Origin of the sequence: Candidatus Pseudomonas adelgestsugas, from assembly GCF_004124255.1 — a bacterium.
GTDB classification, from domain to species: domain Bacteria; phylum Pseudomonadota; class Gammaproteobacteria; order Pseudomonadales; family Pseudomonadaceae; genus Aquipseudomonas; species Aquipseudomonas adelgestsugas.
Genome location: NZ_CP026512.1, coordinates 77,944 through 98,385 on the forward strand (window position 1 = coordinate 77,944; position 20,442 = coordinate 98,385).

Here is a 20,442-nt window from a genome sequence, read left to right on the forward strand (position 1 = left end):
TCTTTCCTGTCTTATTGGTGTTTAATGTTTACGAATTTATTACATATCAAATATTACATAAATTTCATGCTTGCTCGGTACCGTCTTGCCTTGCTGTTAAAATAGAACATATAGCACTTATTTAAGCTGCCTATCTACAATGGTTTGGACCCAGGCATTCGCTTTATGTTATACAATTTCATTGTTACTGGTTGCAGTACTGCAGTCATAAATCTAATATTCTATAGACTATGCACTAAGTCAATTACTAGAGCCGTAATTACAATTACGCTACCGCCATGCGTTAGACCAGTTCCTTAATTTTCTGCTAAGCTATATATTTATCTGTTGCTAGTTGTGTTTAGCGTGCCATCAATTGTGTTTATTAACGTAATCCATCTTAATCTTCTGTATTCATTATAGATGCATACCTTATATGTGCTGAGGCTCCGCGAATTAGATTAGTTTTTCGTCAAAATGCCTAAATATCTAGCTTTTTATATATAAACATTTTTATATGGATCGTAATTGTGACGATATGTTCATTATCTAAATTCGCTTGTTTAGCAGCTTCCATAAGGAAAACAATAATTAGCCAGTGATCTTTGGTATATAAGTAGTCTTTGGTTAGCTCTAGGCAATCACTGATTAACCTGTAGTTGTGCATAGCTGTAAATTTATGCACGGCGTATGTAAAGTTGGCAAGGTAAACTGTGAATTATGGTTCATGCACACTATCTGCGACCTGGCTAATGCTCTTGCTAAAATCCATAATGTATAAACTAGGTTTACACCAGCTATGTAAATGTGAATTGTTGTTCTGTCTGCACACCAACAGGTTCATATTGCCATGTAATTTATAACCTATCTATACTTTAGTAGTTATACAATGATTATTGTAGAGGAAATTGCTTGTTTTGTGTAATTGATAGATAGCTGACCTTTAGCACTACAAGTCAAGCCTGTGTACTTGTGGCCAAATATACTATTAACATAGTTATCACATAGTGTGCTTGACGCTATCAAGCAAACTTGGATTGGTTAAGATTAGTGAGCTATATCTAGATCAGCGTGATTAGCATTTTGCTTCCATATCAAATGACCTACTCTTTTGGTGTTCTAGACTTTTTGGTCTGCGCCAGTTTAGCAAGTCGTAACGCTTTGTCTTTAGCATAATATTTACGGGTAATACCCATGTTCTTGAAGCGGCGGCGTAGTTGCAGGCTAAAGCCCAATACTAACAAGATCCAGAGTATCCACAACTCATACTTTGTAACGATATTTAGCATGTTTTCTAGCACTGAACCAAAGTGGTAAGCCGCGCTGCCTAATGCGGTAGCCCAGATAGCGGCACCAATGCCGTTGAAAGTTAAGTAACGAGTTGGCGGGTATCCTGACAAACCAATTGCTATTGGCATCACGGTGCGCAATCCATAAATGAAGCGAAAGCTCAGTACCCAGATATCTGGGTGTTTACAGAGATGCTCTAAGGCTTTGTCGCACATCACTTGCCATCGTGGTTTACGCGATAAAAGTTTACGTCCATGTTTACGTCCTAAGAAATACCATAGCTGGTCGCCAGCATAGCTACCAAAAAAGGTAACGACTATAACTATTTTGATATCCATGTATCCACGGAATGCTAGAAAGCCTGCGATAACTAAAATAGTTTCGCCTTCAAAGAAGGTACCCAAAAAGAGCGCAAAATAGCCGAAGTCATGCAGAAATTGTTGAAGCATGGTTTAGTTGGTGCTAGCGAAATAAACGCGCAGCCTACGCCTTCGTGAACTTTCATGAAAGTATTGAGACGTGTTACGAAGTGAATAATTTCTATACAAACGATGAATATGACTATAAACCCGTATTGATAAGCACAACTATTCTTTCTTCGTCATAATAGCCGTTTATAATTGCAATACTCGCTAGTAAAAGCGAGCCAAGGAGTCTGTCATGAGTTTTACCCTTGCCAATCGCTTATTTCCCGCTACCCGATTACGCCGTAATCGCTGTGATGATTTTTCTCGCCGTCTGGTGCGTGAAACTGTACTGACGACAAATGACTTGATTCTTCCAGTGTTTGTGCTTGACGGCGAAAATTGTCGTGAAGCTGTGGCGTCGATGCCTGGCGTGGAGCGCTTAACCATTGATCTGCTGCTTAAAGAAGTAGCGAACTGGGTTGAGCTGGGGATTCCAGCATTAGCTATCTTTCCGGTTACGCCGTCTAAACTTAAATCCCTGGATGCTGCTGAAGCATGGAATCCTGAGGGCATTACTCAGCGCGCTGCCCGTACTCTGCGCAAGTATTGTCCGGAGCTAGGGGTAATTACTGACGTAGCGTTGGATCCATTCACTACGCATGGTCAGGATGGGATCCTTGATAAAGATGGCTATGTTCAGAACGACATCACTGTTGATGCACTTGTTAAGCAAGCCTTATCACATGCTACAGCTGGCGCCCAGGTGGTCGCACCATCGGATATGATGGACGGTCGCATCAAGGCAATTCGCGACGCTCTGGAGCTAGCCGGCCACGTTAATGTGCGGATTATGGCTTACTCAGTCAAGTACGCTAGTGCTTATTATAGTCCATTTCGTGATGCAGTTGGTTCGGCACTGAACTTAGGCAAAGCTCACAAAATCTCATATCAAATGGACCCGGCTAATAGACAGGAAGCCATGCATGAAGTGGCAGCTGACCTGGCGGAAGGTGCTGATATGGTGATGGTAAAACCTGGAATGTCTTATATTGACATTCTTTATCTGGTCAAAAAAGAATTTAAGGTACCAACTTTTGTCTATCAGGTTAGCGGTGAATACGCGATGCATATGGCGGCAATTCAAAATGGTTGGTTAAGTGAAAGAGTGATCCTCGAATCACTGACTGCCTTTAAGCGTGCTGGTGCTGATGGCATTCTAACTTACTTCGCCGCACGCGCAGCTCAATTGCTTAGAGAGCCATAATAGCTTTCAAAGGAACATTCGATGCATACTGAAGGACTTTTAGAAATTGCCGTAAAAGACGCTTACCAGTTAGTGGAACAATTTACAGAGACACTGTTAAATCTAGAATCGTCATCTTCTACTGCTGTTGAAGCTCCTGCGTTAGTCGCTCTATTAACTAATCTAGATGACAGTAGTTTATACATTCATCGTGAGCTGTCACAACTGCAATTTAATGTACGCGTACTAGAGCAAGCACTGGATGAGTCCTGTCCATTGTTAGAACGGCTAAAATTCCTGCTGATCTTTTCCAGTAACCTAGATGAGTTCTTCGAGATCCGCGTTGCTGGCTTAAAGAAGCAAATAACTTTCGCTCGTGAACAAGCTGGTGCTGATGGCCTACAGCCGCATCAGGCACTGGTGCGCATAAGTGAGCTGGTGCATGGCCATGTAGACCGCCAGTACGCAATTCTCAATGAGATCCTACTGCCTGCGCTAGAAAAATATCAAGTTCGCTTCATCCGTCGTCATTACTGGACCATCAAGATGAAGACCTGGGTGCGCCGTTATTTTCGCGAAGAGATTTCACCAATTATTACTCCAATCGGTCTTGACCCAACACACCCATTTCCGCTGCTAGTAAATAAAAGCCTCAACTTTATCGTCGAGCTTGAAGGTGTTGATGCCTTTGGTCGTGATTCTGGTTTAGCGATCATTCCAGCGCCGCGTTTATTGCCAAGGATTATCAAGGTACCGGCAGAGGTTGGAGGTGCTGGTGATAACTATGTATTCCTATCCTCAATGATCCATGCGCATGCTGATGATTTATTTCAGGGCATGAAGGTTAAGGGCTGTTACCAGTTTCGCCTTACCCGCAACGCTGATCTAGCGCTAGACTCCGAAGATGTTGAGGATTTAGCCCGCGCTTTGCGCGGCGAGCTATTCTCGCGTCGTTACGGTGATGCAGTGCGTCTAGAAGTTGTAGATACCTGCCCTAAACATCTCTCTAGTTACCTTCTTAAGCAGTTTAGCCTCAGCGAGAGTGAGCTTTACCAAGTTAATGGCCCAGTAAACTTAACGCGCCTATTCAGTATTACTAGGTTAGATAGTCACCCAGAGCTGCAATACATACCTTTTACGCCGCAGATTCCAAAGCTGCTGCAAAATAGCGAGAATATTTTTAATGTTGTAAGCAAGCAAGATATTCTACTATTACACCCGTTTGAGTCTTTTACTCCAGTGGTTGACTTACTGCGCCAAGCAGCTAAAGATCCGCATGTATTAGCTGTGCGTCAGACATTGTACCGTTCCGGTGCTAACTCAGAAATAGTTGATGCGCTGGTAGATGCTGCACGTAATGGCAAAGAAGTGACGACGGTGATTGAGTTGCGTGCGCGGTTCGAAGAAGAGTCGAACCTACAATTGGCCAGCCGACTGCAAGCGGCTGGTGCAGTAGTAATATACGGTGTGGTTGGGTTCAAGACCCACGCCAAGATGATGCTAATTCTGCGTCGTGAAGCTGGTGAAATTGTACGTTATGCCCACTTGGGTACTGGCAACTATCACGCTGGTAACGCTAAACTGTATACCGATTATAGCCTGCTAACATCTGCTGATGCCTTATGTGAAGATGTAGGCAGGTTGTTTAGCCAACTAATCGGCATGGGTAAAACCTTGCGCATGAAAAAATTGCTACATGCGCCATTCACCTTGAAAAAGGGTATGATCGATATGATCGCTCGCGAAACTCAATTCGCCCTGGACGTCAAGCCTACACATATTATCGCTAAGTTTAACTCGCTGACTGATTCAAAGATTATCCGCGCTTTATACAAGGCTAGCCAGTCAGGTGTGCGTATTGATTTAGTAGTGCGTGGCATGTGTTGCTTGCGCCCAGGTATCGTAGGAGTTTCACATAATATACGTGTGCGTTCAATTATTGGCCGCTTTTTAGAACACACGCGAGTATTTTACTTTCTTAATGGTGGCGAAGAGCAGATGTTTCTTTCTAGTGCTGACTGGATGGAGCGTAACCTTGATAGGCGTATAGAAACCTGTTTCCCATTGGAAGGTAAGAAGTTAATCATGCGAGTTAAGAAAGAGCTAGACAGTTACTTAACCGATAACACTCATAGTTGGAGCTTGCAGTCGGATGGGCGCTATATGCGCAGCATGCCGACCGGCAATCAAAACCCGCGTAGTGCGCAGTCGACGTTATTGGAAAAACTGGGCAGTCCAATTTTGTCTATTAACTAATAAACATTTACTGACTATCTTCAGGATTTGGTTCTGAGTATTTTGTAATGTAGGTTTGAATTGAATTCAACCTACATTAGTTACTCTGTTATCTAATTGCAATTAGTGTGGATCCGTTGGTTTTCATCTATTTAACCTTAGGGAATATCACTATGTCTAGGTTTACTTTATGCGTTTGGGTTGTTTGGCTGATGAGCATCACGTCAGATGCTGTCTTCAAGGTCTTGATCCTTGGCTATCTGATTAAAGGAGTGCATATTTCTGCTGTTAATCTTGGGGTCTCAAGTTCCATCTTGACCTTGACGCTGATTAGCCAGCAGCATTTATCATACTTTATGTCCAAACTATAAGGTTTATATCCTAGTCGCTATAGTTAAATGGTAAAAATCCTGCAGTTACGGAGCAGTTATTAAATTGTACCACTGAGTCATAATATTTACTGGGTCGTTGGTATTATAGGGGAGTTCACGTCTAACTCAGTTTAGACTGAAAACAAATTAGTTAGCAGGTGGTTGTAGCGCTTCATTACGATCACTATTCCAGAAAATAGAGCGGGAATGCTCTGATTTGAGTTATTGCTAGGTTTATATTAAATTGTTTATATAGTGTGTAAACTTTATATTTATTAAGTTTAGGTAATTCTACTAGTTTGAATAGTATTTTGCACTTTTGTATCGCTTTTAAGCGTCCATACAAATCTGCAAACTTTTTAAATTAAAAAAGTAACTGTAATGCCTGCGAACAGTTTTACAACAAGTAGTTTCATTTACTAATAATATTAGTTTTTATGTACTTAATGGTTCAAGTTGCACTGGAAGTAGCCTTGCAGGCTATCAATAAGCATTTTTAATGCAATGGTTTTTAGCAGGTCACACGCTACAGTTCTTTGTGGTGTGCTGAATGTTACAAATGTATATTTCGGTTAAAGCGTGTTTTTATAAAATATGCGCAAGGCTTCAGTATCTTCCTAGTAGTATGACTGTTTATGGTAAAGTTGTTAGATATTTTTTCAGTTGCGTTTTTTTGCAAAAAAAATTGCAGAGTTTTGATGTTAGCAACGCTAACTCTGAATCAATTGGATATTCTTTAATTTAATACTCAGTATATGTGTCAAGTGACTTATATCTAGTAATTTTGAAGCTGCAGTGTGGCTGGATTTCCAGTACTAGTGATGGATTTTATTGATCAAGCAGTGATTAGGCACTAGCGAACATTAAGTATATCAATGTCAAGCTATTCTAGCGAGCTATGGTAGTGTAGAATGATGCATAGAAACATGTGCAAAATGAAATATTGCATATCTGCATTATATCTTGACCTCTGGCTACGTTGTGTGTTGATCTATAACTAAACTTATACTTTACTTTTGATAAAAAGCTAATTACAGGCTGCTTCCTAAGCAAAGAAAATAAGAGCTGTGATAGTTTAATATTTTTTACTTACAAGCTGGAGACATACATGAGCAATAACCTGATTAAGCACGTTACTGACGCGACTTTTGAAACCGAAGTACTTAAAGCTCAAGGCCTGGTACTAGTTGACTACTGGGCTGAATGGTGTAGTCCTTGTAAAATGATCGCCATTGTTCTGGATGACATTGCAATTGCCTATGAAGGCAAGCTAATTGTTGCCAAGTTAAATATTGATGACAACCAAGAAACTCCAGCTAAACAAGGCGTGCGTAGCATCCCGACTCTAATGCTTTTTAAACATGGTAACGCTACAGCTACCAAAGTTGGCGCGTTGTCGAAGTCCCAGTTACAAACTTTCCTCGACGAGAATTTATAATAAATATCATAAGAAGTTATGCTGTTTGTATAATTGTTTGTTGCAAAACACGGCTAGACGTTCCAAAATTTAGGTGGTATATTTAGTTGTTAACTAATTTATCTAGTGCCCCTTCAAGATGTCGCTCACGCATTCTTTTTTTGATTAGTACGCGATTCTGTTGCCTTATCTCTGTGGCGTGGCTTTATTTAAAGCCAAAAGCTTAATTGACCCCCCTCCATAAATGATTATGTCATTCCTATATGAATCTGACTGAACTCAAGCAAAAGCCAATTGCTGACCTGCTCCAATTAGCTGAAAAAATGGGTATAGAAAATATGGCCCGCTCACGCAAGCAGGATATAATTTTCTCTATGCTCAAAAAACATGCGAAAAGCGGTGAAGAAATTTCCGGTGATGGTGTGTTGGAAATTCTTCAGGACGGCTTTGGTTTTCTCCGCTCTGCAGATGCCTCGTATCTTGCCGGCCCAGATGATATCTATGTTTCACCGAGCCAGATCCGTCGGTTCAATTTACGTACCGGTGACACCATAGTTGGTAAGATCCGCCCTCCAAAAGAGGGCGAGCGTTATTTCGCTTTACTCAAAGTCGATACTATTAATTTCGATCGTCCAGAGAATGCAAAAAATAAGATTCTCTTTGAGAACTTGACCCCACTGTTTCCAACAGTGCGTATGACGATGGAGGCTGGTAACGGTTCTACTGAAGATTTGACCGGCCGTGTTATTGACTTATGTGCTCCCATTGGTAAAGGACAGCGCGGTCTGATTGTTGCGCCACCGAAAGCTGGTAAAACCATTATGCTGCAGAATATTGCAGCGAACATAGCACGTAATAATCAAGAAGTTCACTTAATCGTATTACTGATTGATGAACGCCCGGAAGAGGTAACCGAAATGCAGCGGACTGTGCGCGGCAAAGTAGTTGCCTCGACTTTTGATGAACCGCCAACCCGTCACGTGCAGGTTGCTGAAATGGTGATTGAAAAAGCTAAACGTCTAGTCGAGCATAAGAAAGATGTGGTAATTTTACTTGATTCTATCACTCGTTTAGCTCGCGCCTATAACACTGTAATACCGAGTTCTGGCAAGGTGCTCACTGGTGGTATTGATGCCCATGCTCTAGAAAAACCAAAGCGTTTCTTCGGTGCTGCGCGGAATATCGAAGAAGGTGGGTCACTAACTATTATTGCCACTGCTTTAGTGGAGACCGGCTCAAAAATGGATGAGGTAATCTATGAGGAATTTAAGGGTACTGGTAACATGGAGCTACCATTAGACCGTCGTATCGCTGAAAAGAGAGTGTTCCCTGCAATAAATATTAACCGTTCTGGCACTCGCCGCGAAGAGTTGTTAACCGCTGATGACGAACTGCAACGTATGTGGATTCTGCGGAAGCTGTTGCATCCGATGGACGAAGTAGCTGCAATTGAGTTCTTAGTTGATAAGCTAAAAACCACTAAGACTAACGACGAGTTTTTCTTATCAATGAAGCGTAAATAACACTATGATTTATGCGCAAAAAATGGCGTCATGTAAAAAATAATTTTTTTGCATTAAAACAGATAGATTACGTGACAGTAGTATCAATTGATAAATAAAAAATAATGAACATGACTACACTTATCTACATTTTAATCAGGCTAATTCTACAATCTATAATTATATATCTTTTTATCTACTGAATTGAGATTAACAACTAGATAGCAATAGCTATGCTTGCTTATATCGTTGTTCTGTTTCAGGTTATCTAATTATTTCTATCATCTGGCGCGCATTCAAAACAAAAAATTTTAGTTTTGTAGATTTTTTGAGTGTCACTAGTTTAGCTTGTCTTGCCGGTTCTATTTGTGATGCTGTGATAATGTTTAAATAACTTACCGGCAGGCTATATTATGATGGTGCTCAAAGATTTATAAAAGCTAGAGCGCTCAACGGCTAACCTCTTTGTACTTATCTCTCATTTGCTATGATTGCATCAAGATGATCACTTGGTTGTAATCCTGAACATAAATCAAGGTGTAATACTTAGGTTTAGGTTCAGTTTAATAGCAGCTGTATAATAGTTTGTTCACTGTTACTAGTGCCACTATAAATGACACCGAAAACAATACAAGCAAGGTTTGTTTGTATTGTTTTCGGTGTCATTTATAGTGGCTTATATTATCCAAAAATAGTTTATTAGTAGGATAAATATTCCTTCTGCTAGATATTATTGGTGGTTTCAATATTGTCTATTGATGTTGGCACAGGTTCAACCTTAGCAGTATTGTAGTGGCGGTACTTAGTTGCGACGCGAATATTTTTCCATGTGATGACTGGCTAAATATCTGCTGTCGTAGGAGCTTGAGGCCTAGTTTATTTTGAACTTAGTGATGAGGTATACTTGTTCTAGTAATATAGAATTACTGCTTTAAGAGTGGTATCAACAGCTCCATTAAAGCTTATACGTTAATGGCTAGTGTTTAGGTAAAATTGGTTTTTTATATCATCATAATATAGAAGAGGTATGATCGAGCGATCGTTTAACAGCATAACCACTATTCATTGATGGCATGATTAGTGCTAGTGCACCAGCTTGGTATTGGCAAGTATTTAGTATATATATATGCTATTGCATGTCTGCAGTGAATATTAATAGATTACATAATTAGCGATATCAGTGCATCTAGCTGAAAGTAAGGCGTGGGTCGACAATTGTTAAGTACGTCAACCTACTAGTTGATATAAGCAACGTCTTTGAGTACACTGTGATAAGTGTAGTCCATAATGTGTCAAGCTGTCGTAATTCTATACTCAAGCTGTGCTGATATCAATAAGTTGGTATTACTGGTTGAGCATAGCGGCTAGTCGCTGTATACAGATGAAGGCTACATTTCAGCTTCAGGCACGCTGATAAGTATAACTCTTTTACATCTGTGCTTTACATCATGCATCCGTTGAGTCGGATGTGAGTTGTGGTGATGTGTAATGATGTACTAGTTCTCGTAAGAGCAGGCAGGATATACGTTGTATTTTACTGGTAGCCAAGATTAATGAAATTTAAAGATCTTCGGGATTTCGTACGGCAACTTGAGCAGCGCAGAGAATTGAAACGTATCCAAGTACCGATTTCTCCAGTACTGGAAATGACTGAAATTTGTAGCCGCGTTTTGCATAACAAGGGCCCAGCGTTACTTTTCGAAAACCCTACTGGTTTTGATATTCCTGTGCTTGGTAACTTGTTTGGCATGCCCAAACGCGTAGCTTTTGGTATGGGGGCTGAGTCGCTTAATGAGTTACGCGAGATCGGTAAACTCTTATCCTTTCTTAAAGAGCCAGAACCACCTACAGGGATAAAGGATGCCTGGTCGAAGCTGCCGATATTCCGTAAGATTATTGCCATGGCGCCTAAAGTAGTTAAAGACGCAGCGTGTCAGGAAGTGGTCATTGAGGGTGATAACGTCGATTTAGCTATGCTGCCGGTGCAGACCTGCTGGCCTGGCGACGTTGGCCCGTTGATTACCTGGAGTCTGACTATTACTAAAGGTCCACATAAAGACCGCCAGAATCTAGGTATCTACCGTCAGCAAGTAATCGGCCGAAACAAGTTAATTATGCGTTGGCTAAGCCACCGTGGCGGCGCACTGGATTTTCGTGAGTGGTGCGAAAAATACCATGATCAACCATTTCCTGTGTCTGTAGCTATTGGTGCCGACCCAGGAACCATCCTTAGTGCTGTGACTCCTGTTCCGGATAGCTTATCTGAATATGCTTTCGCTGGCCTACTGCGTGGTAGTCGTACCGAGTTAGTGAAGTGTCGTAGCAATAATCTGCAAGTTCCAGCCACTGCTGAGATTATCCTGGAAGGCGTGATTCATCCAGGAGAAATGGCTGAGGAAGGCCCTTATGGCGACCATACTGGTTATTATAATGAAGTTCATAGTTTTCCGGTATTTACCGTTGCATGTATTACTCATCGGATGCAACCAATCTACCATAGCACGTATACTGGTCGGCCACCAGATGAGCCAGCTATTCTCGGTATGGCGCTTAACGAAATATTCGTACCAATATTACAGAAGCGATTTCCAGAAATTATTGACTTTTATCTGCCGCCAGAAGGCTGCTCTTATCGTATAGCTATTGTAACTATGAAGAAGTCTTACCCAGGTCATGCTAAGCGAGTAATGTTTGGTGTATGGTCATTTTTACGGCAGTTTATGTATACTAAGTTTATTATTATTACTGATGAAGATATCAATGCCCGTGACTGGAGCGATGTAATTTGGGCTATCACTACGCGTATGGATCCCAAGCGTGACACTGTTATAATCAATAATACGCCGATAGACTATCTTGATTTTGCTTCGCCGATATCTAGCTTAGGTTCAAAAATAGGCATGGATGCTACCAATAAATGGCCAGGCGAAACTTCCCGCAAATGGGGTCAGGTAATTATTAAAGATAAAGCTGTGACTGCACGTATTGATACAATCTGGCAAGAATTAGGAATAAATGAATACCTATAGTTGTATAATTCTTTAGCGCGGCACTGTGAAAATCTGTCTATAGTAAGTTAATTATTTAGAATATATGCCGTTTAGTATAAAATACTCACAGGTACGTGTTTATGTTTAAGCCGCTTTACTAGTTCAAAGCCTGGTGTAGTAAGTAAAGTGTTTAACTATTGTAAGATTTACACTGTTATCGTCGATACATGAATAAGATTGCAAAATATTTTTAATCTATAGTTTATTAGCGCCTGAAGATTTATCGTTACGTAGGTTGTCATGTCAATTTAGTGATTTTATAGAAGTTGATAGTGATTAAAGTATAGCTTTAACTAAATAGTAAAGTAGTAAATCATTATTGTGAATGGTACTTTATAATGTAACGGATCAATAATTAGCAATTATGATTGCTCATAGCCTTTAATCATGTGCCTGGCGCCAAGTTAAAGTCATATTATTGTAGTGTATCTAATGGCAGCGCCATGAATTTTGTTGACCAGTTATAGCGTAACTAGACAAACCAGTACTGAGCTGTTGTTTCTTGATGCAATCTTACTTACACTATTTTTTGGGCTTCTACATCTAGTTATAGCTATTAAAAATGCATATAGCCATGCATACTGTGGTAAGATTAAACGCTGGTAATGACGATAACCGTCTAGTTTATCCTTGCATAAGATAGTTGAATGCTATTTATGATTATAAATAGCATTGTTAGATATAGCAACTAGATATAGTGAAGCTATTAACTCTTTGCAGGTCTTGCATGCTTACACTAGTAAAGCGATATAACAAATCTTTGGCGTTTTTTGGAAGAGCTGGTATACGCTAGATCTAGATATAGACGCTACATAAGACAAGATTTCAGTGTGTTGTCCCTCTATATTAAACTATGTAGCAATATCTAATCTGACTTGCTAGCTTAGATATTGCTACATAGTTTAGCTATAAATGCACTCCCTATCCTCAGCATGGTTGGATAATAATCCAGCAAGAATAACTTTTTGCCTACCTTGTGACTAAAGCGAATGTGGACAGATGTAGTGTTCGCTGTTGTTAATTGAAAGTGGTAGTAGAGCTAGATTTTATCGCGGTACTTGCTGTGAGAATACTATAGCGCGCACGCAGTTGATCTTAGGTCAACTTATTAGTTACTAAGATTATAGCATTTGCTAGCGTAGTGCGTAATGCGATTACTTATCCGAATAAATTAAGAAATAGCGCTATACTATAACGCTAAACATGATGTTGCATAGCGTTATAGGGTACTTAAATTTTAAGTGTTACCGTGCTGGAATTTTGTTCGAGCAGAGCATGCTGTCAAAGTCAGTCTTGGGAGTATAAAGGCCATTATTATTTTACTGCGTCTTTTAGTGACTAAAGACATAATGGTTTGCGCTATAAATAGCGCGCTTAAAAGGTGTTTCACGGTTCGATCTTGATGGTTGTTTAAATGGATAGCTAGCACAAGTGTACTAAAAATGCATTGGTCTCTACGCTTGCCTCTTGCGGTATTTTAGATATTTAAAGCAATTTAATACAAGCTATAAACAACTGATGATTGATTGTTTTTTACCAAACAACCATGATTAATTGCTACTGCCTACCAAGCTGATGGTCTGTAGTAGCTAAAAATATTAATTTTTGGTAATGACTACTGAATTTACTATTCAGTCTTGGCCTGTATTGGGTAGGTTACAATAAATACACTTTATATATAGCGATTTTGTCAGGAATTTTACTGACTTTTATGGGCGTCAATTTAGTTCTGACAGAAGAGCTAGTATCTGTAGATGTACTAAACTCAATATAGTGACAGTATAATCAATATTAGCATTAAAGAGAGTACTGCCAGTGCTTTTTTTGTTATCTATTGATATTATTTTTGGTGGATACTTTGCGCAGCTACATGAACGTCTTTTTTTATTTTAGTAGAGCCATATATGCAGTGTTGTCACTGGTAAAGTTAAATATATTTAACCACTCACAGTGAGTCATATTAACGTGTAGTGTGCTTGTATACAGCTAATATATTATGTCTCTAGCGCAATTATGGCGGTGCTCAAATATGACTATTAAGTATGATAACCATATTTGGTTTAACCTCGACTAAGTTTAGCAAGCACAAGAAAGGCGACTGCATCCTACGCAATATTCATAGCAACACTGAGTGTGTCTTAGGCGATAACAGCTGTATCATTACATTTAAGTGCAGCTACCGATCACTATTACACTAACTATGTCAGCGATGATTTTTATCCTAGTAGTATTGATTCTGCAATTTATGGCTAGCGTGTGCTTAGTAAATTTGAGTCAGTAATTAATGAAAGCAAATTTCAGTTAACCTTAGAGCACTACTTCAATGATATGGTTAAGCACTAAAATCTTTGGCAGTTACAGTAAGCGAAGCGACGAGATGTCGGCGTTTTACTTGGTGAGTAATACGTTTAATAAATATCCTAGCGCTTAACCAAAATAGTTATCTGCTGTGCTGATCTTTGGTAGCCACGCAAATATGGCTACCAAGGACGTGTTTGCATATGGTTAGGTAGATGAGTTACTTGTAGTCTGCAACTATAAGCTTAGCCATACTTCTTCATGGTAAGCTCAGGGAGCAACTTACTAGTTCAGCTGCTATATTATGGATGCGTAGGTAGGTCTATGTGCTAGAGTGTATGTTAAGGCAACACTTATTTAATTAGACCAAGCTCACTTGATATTGCGATTAACTACGTGCTGTAAAGCTTTTACAGACACTACTGCACCACTCACAATTGTATTAAGTAGATTATTGACGCTTTTTATAGGTTATATGCTATTAGATTAAAATCTGTAATATAGCGGCTTAATTATTATGTAAATAAATATTCTGGTAGTTGACATAACAGCGCTAATGTTTGTGATATGCATATAGTGATTAGATCAAGAATATTATTACCAATAAATATGCCTCTTGCCGATAATATCGAAAAAATTCTAGCTAAAATGGTCAACAGTATAACCAGATAGCCGTTATGCTGAGGCAGCCTATAAATATTATACTGATCAGGTTGCGTCATTGGTCACAGATAATTACATTGTAGCATCTAGATTGTATAGCAGCGTGTCTAAAATTTCGTCAACTTATACAAAGTACACCCAAGATGCTTTGGCAGCGTTATAGTGCTCAGTTTTCTTGTTGCATCTGGGTGGAACCTAGCCAGCAGAGAACGCTGTAGCGTAATAGATAGACCAAATACGCTGATGCAGGTCAAGATTTTCTTGACGCCACACTCGTCTTTCTATTTATTGTCATGGCTTTCTTGGTAGTTATTTTATACTGTTAACTACCAAGTTTTCTGATTTATGTGTGCTGCGTATGAGATATACGCAAATATTTCTACTTTTTATGCCTTAGTCGCATGTAGATAGTATACCTGCTATGCGTCATTAATCAAGCCGTACCTAGTATCTTATGATTAATAAAAAGTAAAATTAAAATCACTGTAGTAGAGATCTACATGTTTAAAGCAATACATAGTATAAATTAGATCACACGAATATAAAGCTTCTCAGAGAACTAAATTCAGTCATAGGTAATTTAAATAGTCAAGATTACCACTTCAGTGTGGTGTGGTTTTGAACTTTTATAAATTAAGTACAGCATGGCTATACGAGATGCTTTAATGCAGTAGGTAGTAGTTTGCTAGGTACTCGTAAGAAATACTGGCAAAAATTTGTCAGCCCAGCCAGCTATAGGTATTGTCTATATCTTTTCAATATATAATGTAGCGAACATTCAAAATCTTTAATTTTTTATTAGCTGCTGACGCACATATTCATAATATTACTTATACATATAACATTACGATTAAATCTATAAACGTAAATAGTCAAGCGATTATATCGCTCTCTTATTAACATTTCTCTAATAGATAAGTATTAGTCATAATTAATTTCTTTAAAACGCTACAGATCTCAATGTAAAAAACTATTTTGCTTCCATAGTATCCATATTGTATATTACTACTAGATTTAGACTACCACCTATGTTTGCAGCATAGGTTATGCTGAATTATTATTGAATAATTGTGTAATTTACTCTAATGGATACACTGAGCAACGCTAATGGGTTTAACCTATTGTATGTATGCTACATAAGCAACAGCTGTTATTAGCTTACAGTATTTTATATAGCTAACATTTAGTAAATGAGAGTCATAAATACTGGACTATAAACATGTACCTTGAGCAACCGCTACGTTTAATTACAACTTATAGATACGCTAGTTGTAATGGCCTGCCACTTAGTATGTAGTTATTCCAGGTAAATGCCGTAAATAGCCTAATTAAGCAGATCATTACCTGTTTAGTTATAAATCATATGAACCAATATCAACGTCAGTCATACACTTAATTTCAATATTATACTTTAGTTGATAGTAATCAACACCGGTTTGTCTTAGTTTGTATGAACTTGTTATTACTACTAGTAATGTTGATTATCATTACTGTCTGCCTCATTATTTTTTCTAATTTCCACTATAGTTAGGTGCGCACAACCAGTAATGTCAAGTGCTAACATGGTTGTACTGGATATTCGGTTAACGTGTTATTTTAGTTTATAGGTCAAGATGCCGTAGATCATGCTAAAGGTTTCGGAGAGTACTATATATCCAGTCAAGTTAGGATATGTGGTATGCTATATCTATACGGCGAAATGCCCAGCAAAGTTAGATATTAAACGTCTGTAAATCCTGCTACATTATACTTACATAAGTACCCAGAAGAAGAATTGCCACTTTTAAATGCATAAACTACGTTGACTGCGAATTATGTATGACCCGCTGTAACTATTTTGGCATGCTAGTCAGTGGTTCACTACGCTAGACAATAATAAATTAAAATGATCATCTGAATTATTAGTAGCTTTTAAATACCAATTAAAGCGATAGTGGCGTATATAGTACAACTATATTATATTGTCCTAGATTGTGACTAGCATAACATCTTGCATGATTAGTTGCAAGTATCAGCAAACTCGTTACACATTGTATGTGTACGCTTCTGTAGTAGTGCATAGTTTTTTGTATGATAGTCAGGATAATTATATTGACGATCCTAAATTACCAATAAGCACTAATTGCTATCCATATTAATGTTTTGCATAACGTCAGTATAATAAACTGTGTTATCTTGTATGCTATAATTCATTAACTCATGTTAGGAAATTTTTTTCTAATATAACTCTTATCTAAAAAATTTTAGCTTATCGCCACGATATCAACTGGAATTTATACTCCAGGCTGATACCTGCTTGACGTGTTTTTCTAGAGGTTTTGCTGGTTTTTTTAAAAATAAAAGTGTATTTGCTTTATTTATGATTTTGCTCAGTTAGTCGTAGATCGGTAGTGCACATAGCTAACACTATACTGGTCGCAGTACCTTGACTGCTTTGCCGCGGCAAGCAGTAGCTGATACTAGTCAGACAGACTAAAATTATATCAATACCGGTGCCTGTTAATTACCGTAATAGTAATTCATTCTTATACAGTGATCATAGTGGTATTGCTAGTATTTTGTTGTGCTTGTTATTAGCCAATCAATTAGCTACTAGAGATTACACAATTGTATAATCACTAAATATTTTAGATCTCTTAGCTAGCCCGCAAATGCTTCTTTCAGTGTAATTAAACATTAACCTGAGCAGTGACAAAGTTTTCCTTAGCACGCATTGTTGAGATTTTAGTTTTAGCATATTAGGTATTTAAAAATACAGTGATTCATGCATACGAGTAATTTATTTTGAAGCATTCACCAAAGCTGCTGGTAATTAATTAGATAGTGATTGTAAGAATGGTAAAAATGCGCGACAAATATAATATTTATGTAGACATACATATATCTTGTAATATTCAGATGCTTAGCTAAGCCAGTAAATTCTTAATTCTAGTTATATGCAGTATAAGTTTAATTAATGTAGTACACAAATGTATGTATAAGAAATGTAATTGTAGGGCGTTACTTTATTAGTGTAGTAGGTACTGCTTTTATATCAGCGACAATTTAGCGATGACGGTGTATTATTTTATCTAGCTATTGTCAGGTTTACGTATTAATTAACGTTAATGCATAACATATACTATTAAGCTTAATCAAACTGCAAACAACTGTTTTAAAACTTTTTTGTCGTCGTGTATAGGAGAACATCAAGAGAAATGGTCATCTATAGAACATAAACTTGATTTATTATAGATTGTTCGTTATATTGTTTAGATTAAACGTTATAACCACTACATGTGTTCTAAGTTGTAAGTAGTTGCATAATGTTATTACTGCTCAAGTATTAATACTTTGTCAAAGTGTCGCTTATTCAGGTATTGTTTTTTACGATATACCATTTCTTGTTGGTAACAATGCCGGCTAGCTTTACATCCCAGCTCGCACGTACTAGAAAATCAACTTTCTGGCATTCATGTGCTAACCCGAGCAGTGTTGGTTTGTGCCAATTTTTGCGACGAGCAAGATAGGCCAGTTTTCGATCGTAAAACCCACCGCCCATACCTAGTCGCCCGCCCGCATTATCAAAGCCAACTAGAGGTAATAGCACTAAGTCTAATGCCCAAATGCAACGCTGACAATTAGCATGCATTTGTGGTTCAAGTATGTTAAAGCGGTTGGTCAGTAACTTATCTTCAGGTCGTACACGTTGGAATACTATCTTAGTTCGTGGCCACGTACTAAGTACGGGCAGATAAGTAGCCTTGCCGCGGCGCTGAGCGGCGCGTAGTAATAAATGTGGATTAATTTCACCATCTGTCGATATATACAAAGATATATGCTTGACTCGACGAAATAGCGGGTGTTGTGCCATTTGTCGGTATAAACCTTGAGCGGCTTGTCGTTGTTCGCTCGGCGTGAGGGCGTTGCGAGTTTTGCGTAATATGCGTCTAAGTTGTGAGCGGGAAAGCAGCTTAGGTTCAGTCATGATTTTTTGACTTACAAAACAATGTTGGCTTTAAAGTTAGTATTGAGTTTATTAATGTTAGTCACCTACCGATAGAGTCCATATTAATGTAGTTTTTGAATTAAAACGTTTTTAGAACGTTTAATGTATAGTTGCATATTAGTTTTAAAGCTATTTATTTGACAGGTATGCACAGTAAGTGTGACGTATAATTTGCATAGTTTTGTAAATCAATGTATGGATATACCTAAAAAAGCAAGCACGTCATGGAGTGGTGTAAGTATAACCATAAATAGACGTAGTGATCAGCTTTTGGGTGGCTTAAGATAAATGGAAGGTACATATGGCTAGCTTCAGTTAGTTACTGCGCTTGCTCATGCAAGGAGTATTTGGTCTGTTATGTAAAGTTGTTATTGTTTATGTAGTAAATCGTAAGTAATATTCAGTGTGGCTATAATAGCGAATTATATTCGGCACTAATCATTTTGCTGCGACTACAAATTTTATGTATTTTACCATTCAGATAGCGGGTAATAATGATTAGATTGCTATGCTCTTTTTAAAGAAAATAATTAAATATTCTTTATTAATGACCTGTACAGTTAACGCTATTGTATGAATTTATGAGTTTTGCTCTATGGCCTGCAGGCGTGAGACTATCGATTCAGTCTTATACGTAGCGTATTTTATGTTGTTTAATAAGATGATTGCACCCTTCATTCCAGTTCTTTGCCTAAGTTAATAAGCGTTTTATTTGACTTTTCAGTTACTCGACCTGATCATGTAGCGGTTTGAGTTTGACTATTAGTGTTTACAGGTTAGTCGCTTGTATTTGGCTTACTGGGTTTGACTAGTATATAGCTACTTCAGGATAAGCAATCTAGTACCTAGGAGTGCCAGTCTACCATGTAAGTTCAGAATTCCTCATATGATTATTGTTTCTAAATTGCGGAGTTTGAACGATTATTTTTTTGTTTTTTCTGCCCAACTATATATACTGGCGTTCACTAGAATACTCGCAACTGGTTGGCCTATTTGGCTTAACTGTCGAAAACTAAATTACTAACAAATGTATAGCGCACTGATTGGCTTATAGACAAATGGTTTAGGATAAAACTTGATCACGATCTTATAATCGTCCTGCTTGGTATATAGCCAGCGTACTGCCGTTACTTGCTTGACAAATTGGTATAATGACCTCTTCCATGGTTTGGACGCAAATACAAGCGGTCTAGAGCGAAGCTCGAATACTCAAGAAGTAATAGTAATATCTGCTAGTTCAGCTGCTATACTTGTTTTCTAAGATTTAAAAGTTTACCGATCTAGCTGCATTCAAACTATTTATGCATAAACAAGAAAAAGTTAATGATTATAATTTATATCCAGAACGTTAGAATGCACTAGTCACTACAAAGAAACTTATAATACAGACAAAACATAACGGCATAATAGTTTTGCTGTTTTTCTGCGAAAAATACTACACTTAATTATTTAAACTCTATGGCACGGTCACTGAAGGTGACGATTAATGTATTTAGTTGTAGAAAAATGCCTAATTTATTAGTGTATTATGGAATTAATTAATGTGATAGTTAATTTAAATTAACTTTAACTATTAGCTTTTAAATGAATTTATTGTTCTTGAGTATCAGGTCATATGATATGTATTAATATGAATTAGCGGCATAAATAAAGGTTTTACAGGCCAACAGCGCTGATTTGTATATGTTCAGTCTAGAGGCAAAACTCAATTACGAATTTATTATGTCTACGATAGATACTAGTGTATAGTTCTATTGTTGACGCTTGACGTAAAAAAACTACATGTAGCATGCTGTATTTTAGCAAAAAAACACGGTGCTTAAGGATGCTAATCTGATGCTTATTGATATGAGTTGTCAAATTTACTAGTTGATGTTCATGATATTAGTACACTAAGGCCACGTCAACTGCAAATTTTTTTACTTGGGCAGATTATGATTTATGAGATTATGCTAGCCTTGTAAAGGCTAATATTCGTTTAGATTACGTCAAACAATCA

7 protein-coding genes are annotated in these 20,442 nt (G+C 38.0%); 5 read left to right on the top strand and 2 right to left on the bottom strand.

Annotated features, from left to right (window positions below):
* Positions 1–1,082 precede the first annotated feature (1,082 nt).
* Entirely contained in the window at positions 1,083–1,718 is a 636-nt protein-coding gene (locus C3B55_RS00210) for a DedA family protein (RefSeq protein WP_129210403.1), read from the bottom strand.
* Positions 1,719–1,929: 211 nt separating this feature from the next.
* Here C3B55_RS00210 and hemB point away from each other — a divergent pair, with 211 nt between their 5' ends.
* The 5 genes from hemB to ubiD all read left to right on the top strand — a co-directional run bounded on the left by hemB (position 1,930) and on the right by ubiD (position 11,473).
* Positions 1,930–2,940: a porphobilinogen synthase gene (hemB, locus tag C3B55_RS00215; RefSeq protein WP_129210405.1), complete on the top strand. Its 1,011-nt coding sequence runs from the start codon at positions 1,930–1,932 to the stop codon at positions 2,938–2,940.
* Between the two features lie 21 nt (positions 2,941–2,961).
* Positions 2,962–5,175 carry a polyphosphate kinase 1 gene (gene ppk1, locus C3B55_RS00220; protein WP_129210407.1) on the top strand — a complete coding sequence of 738 codons (2,214 nt, stop codon included), beginning with the start codon at positions 2,962–2,964 and terminating at the stop codon, positions 5,173–5,175.
* A 1,458-nt stretch (positions 5,176–6,633) separates the two neighbouring features.
* Positions 6,634–6,963, top strand: coding sequence for a thioredoxin TrxA (trxA, locus tag C3B55_RS00225; RefSeq protein ID WP_129210409.1), 330 nt, complete (start codon positions 6,634–6,636; stop codon positions 6,961–6,963).
* A 242-nt stretch (positions 6,964–7,205) separates the two neighbouring features.
* Complete coding sequence (gene rho, locus C3B55_RS00230; protein ID WP_129210411.1) at positions 7,206–8,465, top strand: transcription termination factor Rho; 1,260 nt, start codon at positions 7,206–7,208, stop codon at positions 8,463–8,465.
* A 1,532-nt stretch (positions 8,466–9,997) separates the two neighbouring features.
* Entirely contained in the window at positions 9,998–11,473 is a 1,476-nt protein-coding gene (gene ubiD, locus C3B55_RS00235) for a 4-hydroxy-3-polyprenylbenzoate decarboxylase (protein WP_129210413.1), read from the top strand.
* A 6,334-nt stretch (positions 11,474–17,807) separates the two neighbouring features.
* On the opposite strand, the gene C3B55_RS00240 is transcribed toward ubiD, so the two are convergent.
* Entirely contained in the window at positions 17,808–18,422 is a 615-nt protein-coding gene (locus C3B55_RS00240; protein WP_129210415.1) for a 5-formyltetrahydrofolate cyclo-ligase, read from the bottom strand.
* Positions 18,423–20,442: the final 2,020 nt, after the last annotated feature.